This is a genomic window from Streptomyces sp. NPDC059582, assembly GCF_042735715.1.
Lineage (GTDB): Bacteria > Actinomycetota > Actinomycetes > Streptomycetales > Streptomycetaceae > Streptomyces.
The window spans coordinates 140,701-160,054 of record NZ_JBHWCC010000003.1; the positions used below are offsets into that span (position 1 = coordinate 140,701).

Sequence of the window (19,354 nt, forward strand, 5' to 3'; positions counted from 1 at the left end):
TCACACCTCGGCCGGCTTGTCCGCCTTGATCACGATGGCGCCGTCCGACGCGTCAACCACCGCCCGGTCGCCCGCCTCCAGCTCGCCCGCGAGCAGCATGTCGGCGAGCCGGTCGTCCACCTCGCGCTGGATGGTGCGGCGCAGCGGACGGGCGCCGAACTCGGGCTGGTGACCGATGTTCGCCAGCAGGTCGGCGGCCGCGTCCGTGACCTCCATGTCGACGTCCTGGGCGCTCAGGCGGCGCCTGGTGTGCTCCAGCAGCAGGTCCACGATCTCGCGCAACTGGGCGCGGTCCAGGCCGCGGAAGACGATGATCTCGTCGATGCGGTTGAGGAACTCCGGCCGGAAGTGCTGGTGGAGGATCGGCATGACCGTCTCGCGCAGCTGGGCGTAGTCCTCGACCCCGGCGGCGAGGATGCGGTCCGCACCGATGTTGGACGTCATGATGACGACCGTGTTCTTGAAGTCGACCGTGCGGCCCTGGGAGTCGGTCAGCCGTCCGTCGTCGAGGAGTTGCAGCAGGGTGTTGAAGACGTCGGGGTGCGCCTTCTCCACCTCGTCGAGGAGCAGCACCGCGTACGGCTGGCGGCGGACCGCCTCGGTGAGCTGACCGGCCTCCTCGTGACCGACGTATCCGGGCGGGGCGCCGACCAGGCGGGAGACGGTGTGCCGCTCCTGGAACTCACTCATGTCCAGGCGGATCATGCGGTTCTCGTCGCCGAAGAGGGCGGCGGCGAGGGCGCGGGCCAGCTCGGTCTTGCCGACGCCGGTGGGGCCGAGGAAGAGGAAACTGCCGACGGGGCGGTTGGGGTCGCTCATGCCGGCCCGGGCGCGGCGCACGGCTCGGGCGACGGCCGTGATGGCCTCGTCCTGGCCGACCACCCGCTCATGGAGGTGCTCCTCCAGCTTCATCAGCCGCTCGCGCTCCTCCTCGGTGAGCTGCGCGACGGGGATGCCGGTGGTGCGGGAGACGACCTCGGCGATGTCGTCGGCGGTGACCTTGGGTGTCTGCTCCTCCGCCCGGCCCACCTCGGCGAGCCGTCCCTCCGCCTCCTTGATCCGGTCGCGGAGCTCCTTGGCCCGCTCGTACTCCTCGTCGGCGACGGCCTGGTCCTTCTCCCGGTTCAGGGCGGCGACGCTGTCCTCGATCTCGCGAGTGTCGGCGAGCGGGGTCTTGGCGCGCAGCCGCACCCGGGCGGCGGCCTGGTCCATCAGGTCGATCGCCTTGTCGGGCAGGAAGCGCGAGGTGATGTAGCGGTCGGACAGCTCGGCCGCGGCGACGACCGCCTCGTCGGTGATCCGGACCTGGTGGTGGGCCTCATAGCGGTCGCGCAGGCCGCGCAGGATCTCGATGGTGTCGTCGACGGACGGCTCGCCCACCAGGATCGGGGCGAAGCGCCGCTCCAGGGCGGCGTCCTTCTCGATGTGCTTGCGGTACTCGTCGACGGTGGTGGCGCCGATCAGGTGCAGCTCGCCGCGGGCCAGGGCGGGCTTGAGCATGTTGCCCGCGTCCATGGCGCCCTCGCCGCCGCCGCCCGCGCCGACGACCGTGTGCATCTCGTCGAGGAACAGGACGAGTCCGTCGGAGTGCTCGCTCACCTCGTCGAGCAGCTTCTTCAGCCGCTCCTCGAACTCGCCGCGGTACTTGGTCCCGGCGACCATGCCGGCCAGGTCGAGCGAGACGAGCCGCTTGCCGGCGAGGGTCTTCGGCACGTCGTCGGCCACGATGCGCTGGGCGATGCCCTCGACGATGGCGGTCTTGCCGACGCCGGGGTCGCCGATGAGGACGGGGTTGTTCTTGCTGCGCCGGGAGAGGATCTCGATGGTCTGTTCGACCTCGTCATCGCGCCCGATCACCGGGTCGAGACGCCCGGCCCTGGCGTCCTCGGTGAGGTCACGGCCGAACTCGTCGATGGTCGGCGTGCTGCTGGGCCCCTTGGCTCGCTCGCCCACGGTCTCGGTCGGCAGCTTGGTGGGCTCCCAGCCGCTCTCGGCGAGGGCCCGCCCGGCCGTCGACTCGGGGTTGGCGGCGAGGGCGCGCAGCAGATGTTCGGGGCCGATGTAGGAGGAGTCCTCGGCGCGGGAGATCTGGTAGGCGTCCAGCAGCGCCCGCTTGGCCGCCGGGGTGAGGGTGGACGGCGCGCTCTTCTCGCCGGCGGTCCTGCCGGTGACGAGCCGCTCCCTGATCCGGTCGGGATCCGCGCCCGCCTCCGCGATCAGCCGCCGGGTCGAGTCGTGCGTGGTGGCGGCCGCCAGCAGGTGCCGCGCGTCGAGCTCCTCGCCGCCCTCCTCGGCGGCGAGGTCCCGGGCCTCGGCGACCAGCTCACGAGCCCGCTCCGACAGCAGACTGCCGATGTCGATGGACTGCACCCGCCGGGAGGGCGTGGCCTGTCCCGAACCGCCGAAGAACCGGGACATCAGCTCATCGAATTCCTCGAAGGGGCTGCGTCCGAAACCGAAACCGGGAGTACTCATCCGCACGGGCCTTCCATTGCGCCGACAACAGGCATCCGAGAGTTCCAAACTGGCACAAGCCGGGCACCCCCGCATCTGCGCCGGCCACCGGGAACCGCCCGCCGTGCTCGCATAGAATCGCGGGGTTTGTCCCACCACAGCCGAAGAGCGGCCGAAGAGCACTCGCCGCGCTGTCGAAGCGCAGTCGAAGATCCGTTACGGAGCCCCCGCATGCACAGCCCACACGACCCCTACGTCCGGGTCCGCGGCGCCCGTGAGCACAACCTCAGGGGCGTGGACGTCGACATCCCGAGGGACGTCGTGGCCGTGTTCACCGGGGTGTCCGGCTCCGGGAAGTCGTCGCTGGCGTTCGGAACGATCTACGCCGAGGCCCAGCGCCGCTATTTCGAGTCGGTCGCGCCGTACGCGCGCAGACTGATCCACCAGGTGGGGGCGCCGAAGGTCGCGGAGATCACCGGCCTGCCGCCCGCGATCTCCCTGGAACAGCGCCGTTCCGCCCCCACCTCGCGCTCCTCCGTCGGCACGGTCACCAACCTGTCCAACTCGCTGCGGATGCTGTTCTCCCGGGCCGGCACCTATCCGCCGGGCGCCGAACGCCTCGACTCCGACTCCTTCTCCCCCAACACGGCCGCGGGCGCCTGCCCGCGGTGCCACGGTCTCGGCCGGGTCCACGGGACGGCCGAGGAGCTGCTGGTCCCCGATCCGGCGCTGTCGGTCCGCGAGGGCGCGATCGCCGCCTGGCCGGGTGCCTGGCAGGGCAAGAACCTGCGCGACATCCTCGACACGCTCGGCTACGACGTCGACCGGCCGTGGCGCGAGCTGCCCGCCGAGCAGCGGCAGTGGATCCTGTTCACGGACGAGCAGCCGGTGGTGACGGTCCACCCGGTCCGCGACGCCGACCGCATCCAACGCCCCTACCAGGGGACGTACATGAGCGCCCGGCGCTATGTGCTGAAGACGTTCTCCGACTCCCGGAGCGCGACACTGCGGGCGAAGGCGGAACGCTTCCTGACCAGCTCGCCCTGCCCGGCGTGCGGCGGCAGCCGGCTGCGTCCGGAGGCGCTGGCGGTGACGTTCGCGGACCGCACGATCGCCGAGCTGGCCGCGCTGCCGCTGGCGGAGCTGGCCGGCACGCTCGACGGCACCTCCGCGGCCGCCCGGGTCCTGACCGAGGACCTCACGTCCCGTATCGCACCGGTCCTCGAGCTCGGCCTCGGCTATCTCAGCCTGGACCGCGCCACCCCGACCCTCTCGGCCGGCGAACTGCAACGACTGCGGCTCGCCACTCAGCTGCGCTCGGGCCTGTTCGGCGTGGTCTACGTCCTCGACGAGCCGTCCGCCGGTCTGCATCCCGCGGACACGGCGGCGCTGCTCACGGTGCTCCAGCGGCTGAAGAGGGCCGGGAACTCGGTGTTCGTGGTGGAACACCACCTCGACGTGGTGCGTGCCGCCGACTGGCTGGTGGACGTCGGCCCACGAGCCGGCGAGCACGGCGGACGGGTGCTGCACAGTGGCCCGGTGGCGGAGCTGGCCGGCACCGAGGAGTCGGCGACGGCGCGTTTCCTCTTCGACCGCTCCCCCGCCCCCGAACGCGAAGTCCGCGCCCCGCGCGGCCGGTTGACGGTGGGGCCGGTGACCCGTCACAACCTGCGCGCGGTGACGGCCGACTTCCCGCTCGGCGTGTTCACGGCCGTCACCGGGGTGTCCGGCTCCGGCAAGTCCACGCTCATCGGTGAACTCACCGGGGACCTGCCGGGCGTGAGCCGCCTGGTCGCGGTCGACCAGAAGCCGATCGGCCGCACCCCGCGGTCCAACCTCGCCACCTACACCGGCCTGTTCGACGTCGTCCGCAAGGAGTTCGCCGCGACCGACCTGGCCCGCGAGCGCGGTCACGGCGTCGGCCGGTTCTCCTTCAACGTGCCGGGCGGGCGCTGCGAGACCTGCCAGGGCGAGGGGTTCGTCGGCGTGGAGCTGCTGTTCCTGCCGAGCACCTACGCGCCCTGCCCGGACTGCGGCGGGGCGCGCTACAACCCCGAGACGCTCGAAGTGACGTACCGGGGGCGGAACATCGCGCAGGTGCTGGACCTCACCGTGGAGGCGGCTGCGGACTTCTTCGCGGACACCCCGTCCATCGCCCGCAGCCTGCGCACCCTGCTGGACGTGGGCCTCGGCTATCTGCGGCTGGGCCAGCCGGCGACGGAGCTCTCCGGCGGCGAGGCCCAGCGCATCAAGCTGGCGAGCGAGCTCCAGCGCGGCCGCCGCGGGCACACCCTCTACCTCCTGGACGAGCCGACGACCGGCCTGCACCCGGCCGACGTCGAGGTGCTGATGCGCCAGCTGCACGGGCTGGTGGACGCCGGGAACACGGTCGTCGTGGTCGAGCACGACATGTCCGTCGTCGCGGGCGCGGACTGGGTGATCGACCTGGGGCCGGGGGGCGGCGACGCGGGCGGCCGGATCGTGACGGCGGGCACGCCACGGGCGGTGGCGCGGGCGGAGGGCAGCGCCACGGCGCCGTATCTGGCGCGGGAGTGGTCCGGCCGCGCCTGATCCCTCCGCCCGCCGCGGGTCAGGGATGGGCGGCGGACCGCAGGCCCAGGCGGTGCTGCGCCGCGCGGGCCAGGGCCCGCCGGTCGTGGGCGGCGTCACCGCGCAGGACGGCGCAGGCCTCCACCTCGGCGACCAGCCCGCGTGCCGACACCACGCGCCACACGGAGGCGAGCAGCGAGTCGTCGCCGACGAACGCGGGGGCCGTGCTGTCCGCTCCGCCGGCGAGCCGGTAGCGGATGCGCACCGGCTGGACGGCCGCCCCCGCGTCGAGCGCGGCCTGGAAGGCGGCCCGGCGGAAGTCGCCCTGGGCGCGGCCGCACCAGGTGCTGCCCTCGGGGAAGACCGCGACGGCCCTGCCCTCCCGCAGCAGGTCCGCCATGCGCGCGACGGTGCCGGGGAGGGCGCGCAGCCGGTCGCGGTCGATGAACAGGACCCCGGCGGAGGCCGCCAGCGGGCCCGCCACCGGCCACCGCCGGATCTCGGCCTTGGCCAGCATCCGCGCCGGTCGCACGGCGGCGAGCAGCGGGATGTCGAGCCAGGAGATGTGGTTGGCCACAAGGAGCAGCCCACCGGTGGGCGCCGGGCTCCCGGTGACCCGGATCCGGACGCCCGCGGCCCGCACGATCACCCGGGACCACCGGCGCACCAGCTCCGCGGGGATCCACCGGCCGAGCGGCACCAGCGCGATGCCGGCCAGGAGGAGCACGACCATCGCCGTCAGCCGCAGCACGGCCCGCGGCACGGCGATGGCGGACCCCGCCGGCTCCACGCACGCCCCGGGGGTGCAGGGCGCGCTGGGCAGCCAGACGCTCATCAGGCCGGGACGAGCGAGAGGAAGTGCCGCAGATAACGCTGGTTGACCCGGCGCATCGACAGCAGCACGTACAGGTCGGCGACCCCGAAGTCGGGGTCGTGCGCGGGCTCGCCGCACACCCAGGCACCCAGACGGAGGTAGCCGCGCAGCAGGGCGGGCAGCTCGGTGCGCGGGGGCAGCGTCAGGTCCGTCCGCGGGGTCCAGGGCCGCAGCGGGCGGACCCGGAACTCCTCGGGCGCCAGGTGCTTCTCGCGCACCCGGTCCCAGGTGGCCGCCGCCGTGAGGCCGCCGTCGGCCAGCGGGATGGAGCAGCAGCCGGCCAGCCACTCGTGACCGCGGTCCACCATGTAGCGGGCGATCCCGGCCCAGATGAGGCCGATGACCGCGCCGTCACGGTGGTCGGGGTGCACGCAGGAGCGGCCGACCTCGACCAGGCCGGGGCGGATCGCGTCCAGCGGGGAGAGGTCGAACTCGCCCTCGGAGTAGAGGCGTCCGGCGATCGCGGCCCGCTCCGGCGGGAGCAGCCGGTAGGTGCCGACTACCTCCCCGGTGGCCTTGTCGCGTATGAGAAGGTGATCGCAGTAGGCGTCGAAGGCGTCCACGTCGAGACCCGGCTCGGGGCCGTCGAGGCGGGCGCCCAGCTCCCCGGCGAACACCAGGTGCCGCAGGCGCTGCGCGGCCCGGACGTCGTCCTGGTCGCGAGCGAGCGAGACCAGATAGCCGGATCCTCCGGCCGGGGCGGCCAGTGCGGGGGGCGAGGCGGGCATGGCGGTCATGACGGTCTCCTGTGCCGAGCGGAAGCATGAAAGAGGCGTGAGGAAATCTGCACCTCACTTCTTCCGCCCCCGGCTGGCCTCGACGTGTCCTGCGCGGGACCCGTGGATGTGCGGCTGCTGAATGCCGGGTTCGGCCACCGTCCGGCGCTCCCCGGCCGCACCGTCGCGCACAGGGTCGGACCGTCGGGACATTCCACGCCTACTGCCCCACAACGGTCGCCGTCGGGCCTGGTACACGGGTCACGACGGTCTGTCGGTGCCTGGCGGGACCGGGGATGAGCACCACTCCCGGCCCCGCCCGTCCGCACCTCGCCGGCGAACGTTTCCTGATCGCACCGCTGGTTTCCGGCCACGTCGCGGACACACGACCGCTGAGCGGGCCGACCGGAGTTCGTCGCGCCACCCCCACCGCCCGAGGGGCGCGGGGAACTGCGCGAGCGACCACCGACGACCCGCAGGAACCACACCTGCCCGCGGACTCCGCACCGCTCCTCCGCCGAACGGCACAGCGCTCAGCGTTCCGTGCTCAGCGTTCCGCGTTCCGCGTTCAGCGCTTGGCGGCCTTGCGGGTCGCGCGCAGCCACTCCTTGTTCATGCCGGTGATGGACATCAGCGGGATGCCCTTGGGGCAGGCGGTGGCGCACTCTCCGGTGAGGGTGCAGCCGCCGAAGCCCTCCTCGTCCATCTGCGCCACCATGTCGAGGACGCGGGTCTCGCGCTCGGGCGCGCCCTGCGGCAGCACGTTCAGGTGGTTGACCTTGGCGGAGGTGAACAGCATCGCCGCGCCGTTGGGGCAGGCCGCCACGCAGGCGCCGCAGCCGATGCACTCGGCGTGCTCGAAGGCGAAGTCGGCGTCCGGCTTCGGTACGGGCGTGGCGTGGGCCTCGGGCGCGGCGCCGGTCGGGGCGGTGACGTAGCCGCCGGCCTGGATGATCCGGTCGAGGGCCGAGCGGTCCACGACCAGGTCCTTGACGACCGGGAAGGCCGAGGCCCGCCAGGGCTCGACGTCGATGGTGTCGCCGTCGTGGAAGGACCGCATGTGCAGCTGGCAGGTGGTGGTGCGCTCGGGGCCGTGCGCGTCGCCGTTGATCACCAGGCTGCACGCGCCGCAGATGCCCTCGCGGCAGTCGTGGTCGAAGGCGACGGGATCCTCACCCTTGAGGATGAGCTCCTCGTTGAGCGTGTCGAGCATCTCCAGGAAGGACATGTCGGAGGAGATCCCGTCCACTTCGTACGTGGACATGGCGCCTTCGGCGTCGGCGTTCCGCTGCCGCCAGACGCGCAGGGTGAGCTTCATGCGTAGCTCCGCTGGGTGGGGTGGACGTACTCGAAGACCAGGTCTTCCTTGTGGAGGGTCGGGGCCTCGCCCGTTCCCGTGAACTCCCAGGCGGCCGCGTACCCGAACTCCTCGTCCCTGCGGGCCGCCTCTCCGTCGGGAGTCTGGGACTCCTCGCGGAAGTGGCCGCCGCAGGACTCGGCGCGGTGCAGCGCGTCGAGGCACATGAGCTCGGCGAGCTCCAGGTAGTCGACGATGCGGTTGGCCTTCTCCAGGGACTGGTTGAACTCCTCGCCGGTGCCGGGGACCTTGATGCGCCGCCAGAATTCCTCGCGGATCTGCGGGATGCGTTCGAGGGCCTTGCGCAGCCCGGCGTCCGTGCGGGCCATGCCGCAGAACTCCCACATGAGTTCGCCGACTTCGCGGTGGAAGGAGTCGGGGGTGCGGTCGCCGTCGACGGACAGGAGCAGGCCCAGCCGGTCCTGGGTCTCGGCCAGCACCTCCTGGACGACGGGGTGTTCGTCGGTCACCGGGTCGTCGGTGGCCAGCCGCGGGTTGCGGGCGAGGTAGTCGTTGATGGTGGCGGGCAGGACGAAGTAGCCGTCGGCCAGGCCCTGCATCAGCGCGGACGCGCCGAGCCGGTTGGCGCCGTGGTCGGAGAAGTTGGCCTCACCGATCGCGAACAGGCCGGGGACGGTGGTCTGGAGGTCGTAGTCGACCCAGAGACCGCCCATCGTGTAGTGCACGGCCGGGTAGATCCGCATCGGCACCTCGTACGGATCCTCGTCGGTGATCCGCTGGTACATGTCGAAGAGGTTGCCGTACTTGGCCTCGACGGCCTTGCGGCCCATCCGCCGTACGGCGTCCGCGAAGTCGAGGTAGACGCCCTGTCCGCCGGGGCCCACGCCCCGACCCTCGTCGCAGACGTTCTTCGCGGCGCGGGAGGCGATGTCGCGCGGGACCAGGTTGCCGAACGAGGGATAGATGCGCTCCAGGTAGTAGTCGCGCTCGTCCTCGGGAATCCTGTTCGGCGGCCGGTCGTCACCCCTGGCCTTCGGCACCCAGATCCGGCCGTCGTTGCGCAGCGACTCGCTCATCAGCGTCAGCTTGGACTGGTGGTCGCCGGTGCGCGGGATGCAGGTGGGGTGGATCTGGGTGAAACAGGGGTTGGCGAAGTGGGCGCCGCGCCGGTGCGCCCGCCACACGGCGGTCGCGTTGGAGTTCATGGCGTTGGTGGACAGGTAGAAGACGTTGCCGTAGCCGCCGGAGGCGAGGACGACGGCGTCCGCGAAGTAGGTGTCGATCCGGCCGGTGACGAGGTCGCGGGCCACGATGCCGCGGGCCCGCCCGTCGACGACGATCAGATCGAGCATCTCGGTGCGCGGATGCATCTCCACGTTCCCGGCCGCGATCTGCCGGGACAGCGCCTGGTAGGCGCCGAGCAGGAGCTGCTGGCCCGTCTGGCCGCGGGCGTAGAACGTACGGGACACCTGGACGCCGCCGAAGGAGCGGGTGTCGAGGAGGCCGCCGTACTCGCGGGCGAAGGGCACGCCCTGCGCCACGCACTGGTCGATGATCTCGACCGAGATCTGGGCGAGGCGGTGGACGTTGGACTCACGGGCCCGGAAGTCGCCGCCCTTGACGGTGTCGTAGAACAGCCGGTGGATCGAGTCGCCGTCGTTGCGGTAGTTCTTCGCGGCGTTGATGCCGCCCTGGGCCGCGATGGAGTGGGCCCGGCGCGGGGAGTCCTGGTAGCAGAACTGGACCACGTGGTAGCCCTGTTCGGCGAGGGTGGCACCGGCGGAGCCGCCGGCGAGGCCGGTGCCCACGACGATGACCGTGTGCTTGCGGCGGTTGGCCGGGTTGACCAGCTTGGCCTCGAAGCGGCGCTTGTCCCAGCGCTCCGCGACGGGCCCGGACGGGGCCTTGTCGTCCACGAGCGGCTCGCCCGTCGTGTAGTCCACGTAGGTGCTCATGTGTCAGCTCACCACTCCGGTCATGACGCCCACCGGTACGGCGATGAAGCCGGCCGTGAGCAGCAGTGCGAGAACGTCGGCGACGCTCTTCAGGGCGCGGTCGCGGGTGCGGCTGCCGACGCCGAGGGTCTGGGCGGCGCTCCAGAAGCCGTGCCGGATGTGCAGGCCCAGCGCGAGCATCGCGACGATGTAGATGACGTTGCCGTACCAGGTGGAGAAGGTGTCCACGACGTTCTCGTACGGGCGCCCCTCCTGGAAGCCGCCCGAGTGCACGGTGCCGGTGGTCAGGTCCAGCAGGTGCCAGACGATGAACAGGCCGAGGATGATCCCGCCCCAGCGCATGGTGCGGGTCGCGTAGCTCGCCCGCGGCTTGGCGTGCACGTACTTGGTGGGCCGTGCCCTGATGTCACGGCGGCTGAGCTGGTACGCGGAGACGGCGTGCGCGATCACGGCGGCGACGAGGGCGACGCGGATGAGCCACAGCGTCCACTCGTAGTGCATGAAGGGCTCGCCGACGGTGCGCAGCCAGTGGGCGTAGTGGTTGAACTCGCCCGCCCCGAAGTAGATCTTCAGATTGCCGATCATGTGGGCGACCAGGTACAGCAGCATGATCAGGCCGCTGACGGCCATCACCGACTTCTTGCCGACGGAGGAGTCCCACACGGTGCGTGCCATGGACGGCCGTCGGTCCGTCCGCGTTGCCAGAGCCATGGAACGAGACGCTACGGCCGGGGAGCCCGATCGGTCCAAGACATGGTCCGGCTTGATTCAATAGGACACATCTATCGTGCGGGTTATCCTGGAGCCATGCAGTTCCAGCAGCTCCAGTATTTCGTGGCGGTCGCCGAGACCCGGCACTTCACCCGGGCCGCGGAGACGGTCCATGTGGCGCAGCCCTCGCTGTCGCAGCAGATCAGGGCGCTGGAGCGGGAGCTCGGGGCGGATCTGTTCCTGCGCGCCCGGGGCAACATCACGCTCACCGACGCGGGCGAGGCGCTGCTGCCGCTGGCCCGGCGCATCCTCGCCGACGCGGACACCGCGCGCCACGAGGTGGGGGAACTGGTGCAGCTGCGCAGCGGCCGGGTGCGGCTGGGCGCGACCCCGAGCCTGTGCACCGGTCTGCTGCCGGACGTGCTGCGCGCCTTCCACGACCGCTATCCGGGGATCCGGCTGCTCATCGAGGAGGGCGGCTCGCACGACCTGGTACGGGAGCTGGCCCGCGGCGCCCTTGACCTGGCCCTGGTGGTCCTGCCGCTGCCCACCCCGTCACCCGCGCTGACCACGGTGGAGCTGCTGCGCGAGGACCTGGTGGTGGTGTCGTCGGCGGAGGCGCCCCGGCCCGGCGGCGGGCGGCGGACGGTACGCGTCGCCGACCTGGAGGGCGAGCGGCTGGTGATGTTCCGGCACGGCTACGACCTCAGGGAGCTGACCGTGGCCGCGTGCCGCGCCGAGGGGTTCGAGCCGGTCTTCGCCGTGGAGGGCGGCGAGATGGACGCGGTGCTGGGGTTCGTCCGAGCGGGGCTGGGCGTCGCCGTCGTGCCGCGCATGGTGGCGGCCCGCTCCGGGCTCGGGCTGCGGGTGACCCCGCTGGCCCGTCCCGGCCTGGACCGGAGGATCGGCCTGGCCCACCGCAGTGACGTGGCACCGCCGCGGGCGGCCCGTGAGCTGCAACGGATGCTGCTGGAACGCTGAGCCGGGCCGCCGCGGCACCGCGTCACCGACCTCCCCGGACAGCACACCTGGTGCCGTGGCAGGCAACGTTCACCCGTGAAGGAGCGGCGTCCGGTGCGTGCTCCCGACGTGCCGGCCGCAAGTCCTCGTACCGGGCGTACTCGGGCTTTCGGCCGGTGCGGCGAGAGGGCGTGCCGGGCGTCGCGACGGGGCGAACGTCGCCTGTTGCGGCACTAGTCGGCCCCGGGCGGCACCGGAGTGCCCTGGTGGTAGTACATGCGCCAGCCCGTCTCCGCGTCCCGCCTGCGCCACAGGGAGCTGCGCCGGGCCCGGCGGCCGTCGAAGACGGTCTCGTACGTGAGGTGCACCAGGCCCGGGGCCAGCAGCACGCCCGTGAACGCCGACGGCTCGTAGCGCGGACCGTCCGCCGAACTGCCCGGCTGGTCAGGGAGCCCGGCGACGGTCTCCTCGTACGTGTAGTGCCGGCCGGAAGCGCCGACCTCGACGAACTCGGGGTCGAACAGGCGCAGCGCCTCGTCGCGGGAGGACCGGACGGCGGGGTCCAGCAGCCGCAGTTCGCCCTCGATCGCTTCGTTCACATCGTCTGCCTCATGGGTCACCCACGTATCGTCGCGCGCGACCCCGGTCCCCCCGCAACCGGATTACGGCCGTCAGCCCGTCGCGTCCACCAGCGCCAGCTCGTGCAGCCGCTCCGGCGGGCCCGGTCGGGCGTAGTACCAGCCCTGGGCCGTGTCGCAGCCCAGTATCCGCAGCTGCTCGGCCTGGGCGCCGGTCTCGACGCCCTCGACCGTCACCGCGAGGTCCAGGCTGTGGGCGAGCGACACGATCCCCTCGACGATCTTGAGGTCGACGGGGTCCGCGGGAAACTGCTGCATGCTCTGGGTGAAGGACCGGTCCAGCTTGAGGATGCTCACCGGCAGCCGGCGCAGGTTGGCGAGGTTGGAGTAGCCGGTGCCGAAGTCGTCCAGGGCGATGTCGACTCCCATCTCGGCCAGTCGGCGCAGCGGCTTGAGCAGGTCGTCGTCGGCACCGATCAGCGCCGACTCCGTCACCTCGAGGCAGAGCGCGTCCGGCGCGACCCCGGTGCGCTCCAGGATCTCCACGGTGTCCTGCACCAGGCCGGGGTGGGTGAGCTGGCAGGGCGAGAGGTTGACGTTGATGCGCAACGGGCCGTCGTCGGCGAGGCGTTCTCGCCACTCACGGGCCTGACGGACCGACTGTTCCAGGACCCAGCGGCCCAACGGGACGATGAGGCCGGTGTGTTCGGCGAGCGGGATGAACCGGTCGGGGCCTAGGACGCCGTGCTGCGGGTGCAGCCAGCGCACCAGGGCCTCGGCGCCGTGCACGCTGCCGTCACCGAGGCGGACCAGCGGCTGGTACTCGATGAAGAACTCGCCCCGCTCCAGGGCCGTCGGCAGCGCCGTGGTGAGCCCGTGCCGGGTGATGGCGCGGGCGTCGGCCTCCGGGTCGGCGAGCTCGAAGCGGTTGCCTCCCGCCGACTTGGCCCGGTACATCGTGATGTCCGCGCTGCGCAGCACCTCGGCCGCGTTGCGCTCCTGCGCCGCGCCCTCGACGACGCCGATGCTGCCGCGCACGGTCAACTCCCGGCCGTCGACGCTGATCGGCGCGATCAGGGCGTTCATGATGCGCGCGACGAGGTCGTCGACCTCCCGCTGGGTGTCCGGTCCGGTGGTCAGCGCCACGAACTCGTCCCCGCCGAGCCGAGCGACCATCTCGCCGGGCGCGGTGGCGCAGGACTGGAGCCGGTCGGCGACCTCGACGAGCAGCCGGTCGCCGGCCGCGTGGCCGAGGCTGTCGTTGATGGTCTTGAAGCCGTCCAGGTCGAGGTAGCACAGCCCGAACCGCTGACCCGCGCCGGCGCCCAACGCCTTCTCCAGGCGTTCGAAGAACAGGGTGCGGTTGGGCAGACCCGTGAGCGCGTCGTGCGTGGCCTCGTAGCGCAGCCGGAGGTTGAGCAGGCGGCGCTCGGTGGTGTCCTCCATCAGCGCCAGCTGGTACTGCGGTGCGCCGTCGGCGTCGCGCAGCAGGGAGACCGTCAGGTTGGTCCACAGGACCGTTCCGTCCGGGCGGTAGAAGGCCTTCTCCACGTGGTAGTGCTCGCGGTCGCCGCGCACCAGCTCCTCGTACAGCCGCCAGACCTGCGGCGCGTCCTCGGCGTGCGTCCACTCCCGGACGTTGCGGCCGCGCACCGTCTGCTCGGAGCCGCCGAACATGCGCAGCATCGCCCCGTTGACCTCCAGGACGTTGCCGTCGAGGTCGGCGATGCTGATGCCTATGGCCGCGCCTTCGAACACCGCGCGGAAGCGTGCCTCGCTGGCGTGCAGGGCCTGCGCGACCACGCCCTGGGCCTGGAGCGCGGCCCGGGCGATCGCCTCCTGTTCGGCGAGCGTCCGCTCGCGCAGCGCCTGCGCGTACCCGGCGGCCATGGCGTGCTGGAGCCGGGAGGAGCGGGTGCGCAGGTCCTCCTGCGGGCCGTTCTCGCCGCAGTAGAGCACGAGGTAGGCGTCGACGCAGTCCAGCGCGCAGCTGAGCGCGTCGGGGTCCGTGCAGTGCGTGGCGACGAGGGCGGCGCCGACCGCCTTGCCCGCGTCCGCGTCGAAGTGCCGGGCCCGCAGCGCCTCACTCAACCGCCTTGCCAGCGGGAGCAGTTGTGCCTCGAACTCCGACCGGGTCAGTGACGTCGAGGTGACCGGGAACACCGCCCGGCTCCAGATCGTGGCGAAGCGGCGCAGTCTGTCCTCCGGGCCGTCCGGCTCCGCGGTCACGCCGAACGCCCCACGCCCGCGAACCCGGAGAAGGCGTAGGGGTCCTCGTCCTCCGGCGCTGTGTCCGGCCGCCAGCGCGGCATCGGCACCAGTCCCGGTTCCACCATGTCGTACCCTTCGAAGAACCGCTCGATCTCGTTCCGAGAGCGCATGATGAGCGGGTTGCGAATGTCCTTGTATACGTCCACCGCGCCCTCGGCCCGCTCCGCCGACAGGGGAATTCCCTCGTACGAGGCATGCGTGAGGATCAGCAGGCTGCCGGGCGCGAGCGCCGCGCGCAGCTCGGCCACCGCTCCGTAGGGGTCGTCCGCGTCTTCCACGAAGTGAAGTATGGCAACGAGAAGCAGCGCCACTGGCCGATTCAGGTCGATCGTGCGCTGGACCTGCGGGCTGGACAGGATTTCCCGGGGCTTGCGCAGGTCGGCCGCGACGACGTCCGCGCCGTCGTTGCCCGTGAGCACCGCCTGGCTGTGCGCGACGGCCACCGGGTCATGGTCGACGTACATGACCCGCGCGCCCGGGGTCACGGCCTGGGCGATCTCGTGGACGTTGCCGAAGGTGGGGATGCCGGAGCCGATGTCGAGGAACTGGGTGATGCCCTCGGCGGCCGCGAAACGCACGGCGCGGCGCATGAACGCCCGGTTCGCCTGCATGATCTTGGGGAGTCCCGGCAGGAACTCCATGGCCTTGCGGGCCGCTTCCCGGTCGACCTCGAAGTTGTGCGAACCGCCCAGGTAGTAGTCGTAGATTCGCGAAACGCTCGGCACCGAGATGTCGATGCTCCGTGGGGCCCAAGCGGGACGCTCCATCCATCACTCCAAGGCGTAGGCGATCCGGTGTTCGAGCAGAGGCTACTGATCGCCTGCCAACGGGGCGAGCAGAAACGGAAATTGACCATCCGTTCCCGGTCACTGCCTGCGGCACGTGCCACGTCGAGTCCCGGCACCTGCTCCACGGGAAGTACCCGAGGTGGTCCGGCGAGTTTCGAAGACATGTGAAGGCTGATTCGCCGTCAGGAAAATTTCAGGTGAACGCAACACAGCGGTCCGCCCCCTCCGTGCGGTGCGAAGGGGGCGGACCGAGGGTCGTGCGCGCTGCGGGCAAGGATGATCAACCCTGGGGAGGCGATCTCTACTCCTTGGGCGCGCCGACCGGCTTTCCGTCGGGGGCCACGGCGTACCACGTGCCGCCGACGCCCTGGCCGTTGATGTCCCCGGGAGTCTTGTCACCGGAGAAGGTGTAGATCGGCCAGCAGTTGACCGTCTGCTGCTTGACGCCGTCGGGCCGGGTGAAGCTCATCAGGCCCTTCTTCACGACGCCCTTGGTGTCGTTCGTCGCGACGGGCCCGACCGCCGGCCACTTCTCCAGACAGGCACCGGTGCAGGCGGAGACCGGCTTCGGCCACGCCTTGTCCTTCAGGAAGCGGTAGACCGTCATGCCGTCCTTGTCGACGACGATCTCACCCAGGTTGGCGTCCTTGCGGGTGGACAGTCCGGCCAGGTCGGCCGACTTGGCCTTCTTGCCGTCGGGGGCCAGCGAGAACCACTTGCCGCCCACGCCCTGGCCGGTGGTGTCACCGGCCTTGGTGTCCTTGGCGTAGCGGTACGCCGGCCAGCCGCCGACGGTCAGCTGCTTCGTACCGTCGGTACGGGTGACCTCGCCGAGCAGCGCCTTGTCGATGCCGGCGCCGGCCGTGGCGTCGTCCGCGGGAACGGGCGGCCAGGCCGTGGCACAGTCGCCGTCGCAGTTCGACTTGGGCGGCTCCGCGGTGTCCTGGTCGAAGCGGTACAGGGTGAGACCGGTGCTGTCGGTGAGCACCTTCCCGAGTTCCGCGTTGTCGGAGACGGCCAGTTCACCGGCGGTGGAGGTCTGCGCCGCGGGGGCCTGCGTGCCGGCTGCGGCACCGTTGCCCAGGCCGGTGCTGCCGGCGCTTCCGTAGCTGCCGGCCGCGGCCGTGGCCCCAACGTTCTGACTCGCCGCCGGCGTGCCGCTTTCCTGGCCGCACGCCGTCGTCAGCGCCAGCACGGACACAGCGCTCGCCACGAGAGAGGCGCTCCGCCAGGAGGTCTTCATCGTCAACTCCCCGATCGTCACAAAATGTTGCAACCCCCTCTGGGTCGCCGCACGACCATGGGTACGCAGCCGGGCAGGGGTTGTGTTCAGCCGCACCACAAATTTCTTTCCGGAACCTGTGACACGCGGTGTGCCGCCTCGTACGCGCGTGCGTGCCGCCGGACCCGCCGGGGTGCGCCGCTCAAACCGCCGTACGAGGTCTGTCCCCCCTTCGGGGCATTCCTCGGGCGCTGCGGCGTGTAGGGCCCCGACAGGGCGAATGATCTCCGTCGTGCATGGACCCGAACGCGCCCGATCCGCCCTCGCCACAAGGGTGTTGGCCCTCCTCACGCTGGCCTGGATCCTCGTGGGCGCACCGGCCGGGACGGCGGCGGCCGATGCCTGCGCGTGGGCCTCGACCGGCCCTGACGGCACGGACGCGGTGGCCGTCGCGGGAAGCGGCGCCTGGCCCACTCCCCCGTCGTGCCCGGCGCCGTCGCCGACCCCCGAGCCCACACCGACTCCGACGCCGAAGCCGCCACCGAAACCGCCGCCGAAACCGACCCCGAAACCGACCCCCACACCGACGCCGACGCCGACTCCGACCCCGCCTCCGAAGCCCCGGCCCGAACCGCCGCCTCCCCCGCCCCCACCGGCGCCGCAGCCCGCGGCACCCCGCCCGCGTCCGGTCCCCGTCCCGCCGCCGGCCCCCACGCCGCCGAAGCCGACGCCCAAACCGTCCCCCAAGCCCACTCCGCGCCCGTCCGCGACGCCGGTGAGCTATCCGCAGTACCGCACCGTGCCGCCCCGGCGGCGCACGCACGGCGCCACGTCGCCCGTCGTCTACGTCCTGCTCATCACGGTGCCCGCGGTGGTCGCCGTCGCCGCGCTGCGCCCGCGCTGATCCCTGGAGGTACCTCTTGCCGGAATGGCTTGTTCTCACCCTCGCCATGGCGGCCGCGTGCGCCGTGGTGATCGTCATCACCCTCGTACGGCATCGCCGGGCGGCCGAGGACGAGGACCCCGACGAGACCCCCGACGTCATCGAGTACATGACGATGTGGATCGGCGTGGTCTACGCGATCGTCCTGGGCCTGGCCATCGCGGGCGTCTGGGAGGCGCGCAGCGTCGCCCAGGACCACGTCCAGGCGGAGGCCCAGGCACTGCACGAGATCTCGGAACGGGTCCGGGTGTATCCGCCCGAGGTACGTGACCGCATTCGGGGGGATGTCAACGCCTATGTCGGACACGTCGTGACCACCGAGTGGAAGGCGATGGCCGACCACGGGGATGTCACGAACCGGGGCACCGAACTGCTCCAGCAGGTCCGTGCGGACGTCACGGACTACCAGCCGAAGTCGGACTTCGAGGCCCAGGCCTATCAGCCGCTCCTCGACCAGGTCGCCGCCGCGGACCAGGCGCGCAACGCCCGCGCCGACTCCACCGGGGCCACCATGCCCGGCGTGGTGTGGTTCGGACTGCTCATCGGAGCCGCCATCACCATCGGGATGGTCTTCGCCCTCCAGATCCGGCGTACGGCCAGGGAACTGATCCTGGCCGGGCTGTTCTCGGCGCTGATCGCCTTCCTGCTCTTCCTGATCTGGGACTTCGACTCGCCCTACAGCCGGGGCATCACCGCGTCGGCGGAGCCGTTCCTGAAGCTCTTCCCGCACGTGGGCGGCTGACCGGGGGCTTGCCGGGGGACGTCCGCGACACGCCTCGCCGTCCCCCGCACGCGGGACGGAAAGTCCCCCGTGCGGCCCACCCGGCTAACCCGTTCGCACGACAGCGATCGCGGGGACGCACTCGCGTTCCTAGCGTTTGGGTCATCGAGGCGCATTCTCGGCGCGGGTGGAAAGAGGCCCGCGGCTGCTCCTCGGAGACCGGAGGATGCCCCATGCCCGCGATACGCGTCGTCTCGGCCGCTCTGCTGGGCCTCGGCGCCCTGGCCGTCTCCGCGTCGGCCGTCGTCCCGAGCGGCGACGACGATCACGACGTCACGCCGTTCGGCTTCGGCCTGCTGCCCCACAGCGTCGCGGCGGGCGAACAGGTCACCTTGCAGATCGACCGCGGCGACGACGGCTGCGAGGGTGACGCCACGGTCACCTCCGGGATCTTCGACACGGTGCGTATCGCCTCGGACCAGGAGTCGGCCACCACGACGATCGACCGGGACGTACGGGCCGGCGCCGCGTACCAGGTGACGTTCACCTGCGACGGCGCGAGCGGGTCCACCCAGCTGAACGTCACCGACGGTGGCCCGGAAGACGCCACGCCTTCGCCGACGCAGCAGGCGCCCGGGGCGGTCGAGGCCGGTGAGGGCGGCACCCTCGGCGGGTTCGATATCAAGGAGATCGGTCTGGGCACCGCGCTCGTCGCGGGCTCGATCGGTGCGGCCTACCACCTCTCGCGCCGCCGCGGCGAGGAGGACGGCACCTGAGGGTGGCGCCCGATGGCACCGGGCGCCACGGGGTACGCGCCCCGGACCCTGCTTCCAGGATCCGGGGCGAAAAGGCCCCTCGATGTGCGGGAGAGGGATCAGGCGCGCTTCTCGGCGCGGCGGCGCAGCCAGAACACCCCGCTTCCGAGGAAGGCCGAGCCGACGAGCCCGCCGCCGATGGCCATGTCGGTCGGCGTCGCCCCGGTGGAGCTGCTGCCGCCGAGACCGCCGTTCACGCCGCCGATGACGGTGAAGGCACCCTGGCTGGTCTGGGTACGGCCGTTGCAGTTGACCGTGATGTTGTACCAGCCGGGGACGGCGTTGTCGTCGATGGTCGCGGTGCCCCTGGAGGTGTCGTTGCCTCCTTCGGGTCGCAGCGAGACGGTGGGGAAGGCACCCGACGACGCGGTGCCGCCGTTGCGGCAGCCCTGCACGGTGATGGTGAGTTTGCCGCCCCTGGCGATCACGCTGGGCTGGGCGATGATGCTGGTCGGCCCGAACCCGTTGTTGAAGCAGT

At 71.7% G+C, this 19,354-nt stretch carries 15 protein-coding genes and 1 pseudogene; 5 read left to right on the forward strand and 11 right to left on the reverse strand.

Annotated features, from left to right (window positions below):
- Positions 1 to 2,475: an ATP-dependent Clp protease ATP-binding subunit gene (locus tag ACFV0T_RS04270; protein ID WP_385774241.1), complete on the reverse strand. Its 2,475-nt coding sequence runs from the start codon at positions 2,473 to 2,475 to the stop codon at positions 1 to 3.
- A 210-nt stretch (positions 2,476 to 2,685) separates the two neighbouring features.
- On the opposite strand from ACFV0T_RS04270, the gene ACFV0T_RS04275 reads away from it, so the two are divergent.
- The gene (locus ACFV0T_RS04275) at positions 2,686 to 5,025 is read left to right on the forward strand and encodes an ATP-binding cassette domain-containing protein (protein ID WP_385774243.1); all 2,340 of its coding nucleotides are present in this window, start codon (positions 2,686 to 2,688) and stop codon (positions 5,023 to 5,025) included.
- Between the two features lie 19 nt (positions 5,026 to 5,044).
- Here ACFV0T_RS04275 and ACFV0T_RS04280 read toward each other — a convergent pair whose 3' ends face one another.
- The 5 genes from ACFV0T_RS04280 to ACFV0T_RS04300 form a co-directional block, all read right to left on the reverse strand.
- Positions 5,045 to 5,839 carry a lysophospholipid acyltransferase family protein gene (locus ACFV0T_RS04280; RefSeq protein WP_385774245.1) on the reverse strand — a complete coding sequence of 265 codons (795 nt, stop codon included), beginning with the start codon at positions 5,837 to 5,839 and terminating at the stop codon, positions 5,045 to 5,047.
- On the reverse strand, positions 5,839 to 6,615 hold the full coding sequence (locus tag ACFV0T_RS04285) for a GNAT family N-acetyltransferase (RefSeq protein ID WP_385774247.1): 777 nt from the start codon (positions 6,613 to 6,615) through the stop codon (positions 5,839 to 5,841). The genes ACFV0T_RS04280 and ACFV0T_RS04285 overlap by 1 nt, the downstream gene beginning before the upstream one ends.
- 547 nt (positions 6,616 to 7,162) lie before the next feature.
- Positions 7,163 to 7,912: a succinate dehydrogenase/fumarate reductase iron-sulfur subunit gene (locus ACFV0T_RS04290; protein ID WP_385774249.1), complete on the reverse strand. Its 750-nt coding sequence runs from the start codon at positions 7,910 to 7,912 to the stop codon at positions 7,163 to 7,165.
- Complete coding sequence (locus ACFV0T_RS04295; protein ID WP_385774251.1) at positions 7,909 to 9,867, reverse strand: fumarate reductase/succinate dehydrogenase flavoprotein subunit; 1,959 nt, start codon at positions 9,865 to 9,867, stop codon at positions 7,909 to 7,911. Before ACFV0T_RS04295 ends, ACFV0T_RS04290 begins: the two co-directional genes overlap by 4 nt.
- Positions 9,868 to 9,870: 3 nt before the next feature.
- Positions 9,871 to 10,542, reverse strand: a complete 672-nt coding sequence (locus ACFV0T_RS04300) for a succinate dehydrogenase (protein ID WP_385774253.1) — start codon at positions 10,540 to 10,542, stop codon at positions 9,871 to 9,873.
- Between the two features lie 132 nt (positions 10,543 to 10,674).
- Here ACFV0T_RS04300 and ACFV0T_RS04305 point away from each other — a divergent pair, with 132 nt between their 5' ends.
- Positions 10,675 to 11,559: a LysR family transcriptional regulator gene (locus ACFV0T_RS04305; RefSeq protein WP_385774255.1), complete on the forward strand. Its 885-nt coding sequence runs from the start codon at positions 10,675 to 10,677 to the stop codon at positions 11,557 to 11,559.
- A 212-nt stretch (positions 11,560 to 11,771) separates the two neighbouring features.
- On the opposite strand, the gene ACFV0T_RS04310 is transcribed toward ACFV0T_RS04305, so the two are convergent.
- The 4 genes from ACFV0T_RS04310 to ACFV0T_RS04325 form a co-directional block, all read right to left on the reverse strand.
- The gene (locus tag ACFV0T_RS04310; RefSeq protein ID WP_385774257.1) at positions 11,772 to 12,158 is read right to left on the reverse strand and encodes a DUF4440 domain-containing protein; all 387 of its coding nucleotides are present in this window, start codon (positions 12,156 to 12,158) and stop codon (positions 11,772 to 11,774) included.
- Positions 12,159 to 12,209: 51 nt separating this feature from the next.
- Positions 12,210 to 14,345 (reverse strand): putative bifunctional diguanylate cyclase/phosphodiesterase, encoded by a 2,136-nt coding sequence (locus ACFV0T_RS04315; RefSeq protein ID WP_385774259.1) that lies wholly within the window; start codon positions 14,343 to 14,345, stop codon positions 12,210 to 12,212.
- Positions 14,342 to 15,154: an SAM-dependent methyltransferase gene (locus ACFV0T_RS04320; protein ID WP_385774261.1), complete on the reverse strand. Its 813-nt coding sequence runs from the start codon at positions 15,152 to 15,154 to the stop codon at positions 14,342 to 14,344. The genes ACFV0T_RS04315 and ACFV0T_RS04320 overlap by 4 nt, the downstream gene beginning before the upstream one ends.
- Before the next feature lie 322 nt (positions 15,155 to 15,476).
- The gene (locus ACFV0T_RS04325) at positions 15,477 to 16,418 is read right to left on the reverse strand and encodes an SCO0930 family lipoprotein (RefSeq protein ID WP_385774263.1); all 942 of its coding nucleotides are present in this window, start codon (positions 16,416 to 16,418) and stop codon (positions 15,477 to 15,479) included.
- A 754-nt stretch (positions 16,419 to 17,172) separates the two neighbouring features.
- Here ACFV0T_RS04325 and ACFV0T_RS04330 point away from each other — a divergent pair.
- The 3 genes from ACFV0T_RS04330 to ACFV0T_RS04340 all read left to right on the forward strand — a co-directional run bounded on the left by ACFV0T_RS04330 (position 17,173) and on the right by ACFV0T_RS04340 (position 18,837).
- Complete coding sequence (locus ACFV0T_RS04330) at positions 17,173 to 17,301, forward strand: hypothetical protein (RefSeq protein ID WP_385774265.1); 129 nt, start codon at positions 17,173 to 17,175, stop codon at positions 17,299 to 17,301.
- A gap of 16 nt (positions 17,302 to 17,317) precedes the next feature.
- Positions 17,318 to 18,082 (forward strand): hypothetical protein, encoded by a 765-nt coding sequence (locus ACFV0T_RS04335; RefSeq protein WP_385774267.1) that lies wholly within the window; start codon positions 17,318 to 17,320, stop codon positions 18,080 to 18,082.
- Positions 18,083 to 18,294: 212 nt separating this feature from the next.
- Positions 18,295 to 18,837 (forward strand): hypothetical protein, encoded by a 543-nt coding sequence (locus ACFV0T_RS04340; RefSeq protein ID WP_385774269.1) that lies wholly within the window; start codon positions 18,295 to 18,297, stop codon positions 18,835 to 18,837.
- 98 nt (positions 18,838 to 18,935) lie between these two features.
- Here ACFV0T_RS04340 and ACFV0T_RS04345 read toward each other — a convergent pair.
- Positions 18,936 to 19,331, reverse strand: a pseudogene (locus ACFV0T_RS04345) (hypothetical protein); the annotation flags it as partial.
- Between the last annotated feature and the right edge of the window lie 23 nt (positions 19,332 to 19,354).

What these genes read in the sequence shown, in the direction of transcription:
- ACFV0T_RS04320 (WP_385774261.1), bottom strand. Translation starts at nt 15,154, where the DNA reads ATGGAGCGTCCCGCTTGGGCCCCACGGAGCATCGACATCTCGGTGCCG.
- ACFV0T_RS04340 (WP_385774269.1), top strand. Translation starts at nt 18,295, where the DNA reads ATGCCCGCGATACGCGTCGTCTCGGCCGCTCTGCTGGGCCTCGGCGCC.
- ACFV0T_RS04280 (WP_385774245.1), bottom strand. Translation starts at nt 5,839, where the DNA reads ATGAGCGTCTGGCTGCCCAGCGCGCCCTGCACCCCCGGGGCGTGCGTG.
- ACFV0T_RS04305 (WP_385774255.1), top strand. Translation starts at nt 10,675, where the DNA reads ATGCAGTTCCAGCAGCTCCAGTATTTCGTGGCGGTCGCCGAGACCCGG.
- ACFV0T_RS04270 (WP_385774241.1), bottom strand. Translation starts at nt 2,475, where the DNA reads ATGAGTACTCCCGGTTTCGGTTTCGGACGCAGCCCCTTCGAGGAATTC.
- ACFV0T_RS04275 (WP_385774243.1), top strand. Translation starts at nt 2,686, where the DNA reads ATGCACAGCCCACACGACCCCTACGTCCGGGTCCGCGGCGCCCGTGAG.
- ACFV0T_RS04300 (WP_385774253.1), bottom strand. Translation starts at nt 10,542, where the DNA reads ATGGCACGCACCGTGTGGGACTCCTCCGTCGGCAAGAAGTCGGTGATG.
- ACFV0T_RS04285 (WP_385774247.1), bottom strand. Translation starts at nt 6,615, where the DNA reads ATGACCGCCATGCCCGCCTCGCCCCCCGCACTGGCCGCCCCGGCCGGA.
- ACFV0T_RS04325 (WP_385774263.1), bottom strand. Translation starts at nt 16,418, where the DNA reads ATGAAGACCTCCTGGCGGAGCGCCTCTCTCGTGGCGAGCGCTGTGTCC.
- ACFV0T_RS04295 (WP_385774251.1), bottom strand. Translation starts at nt 9,867, where the DNA reads ATGAGCACCTACGTGGACTACACGACGGGCGAGCCGCTCGTGGACGAC.
- ACFV0T_RS04290 (WP_385774249.1), bottom strand. Translation starts at nt 7,912, where the DNA reads ATGAAGCTCACCCTGCGCGTCTGGCGGCAGCGGAACGCCGACGCCGAA.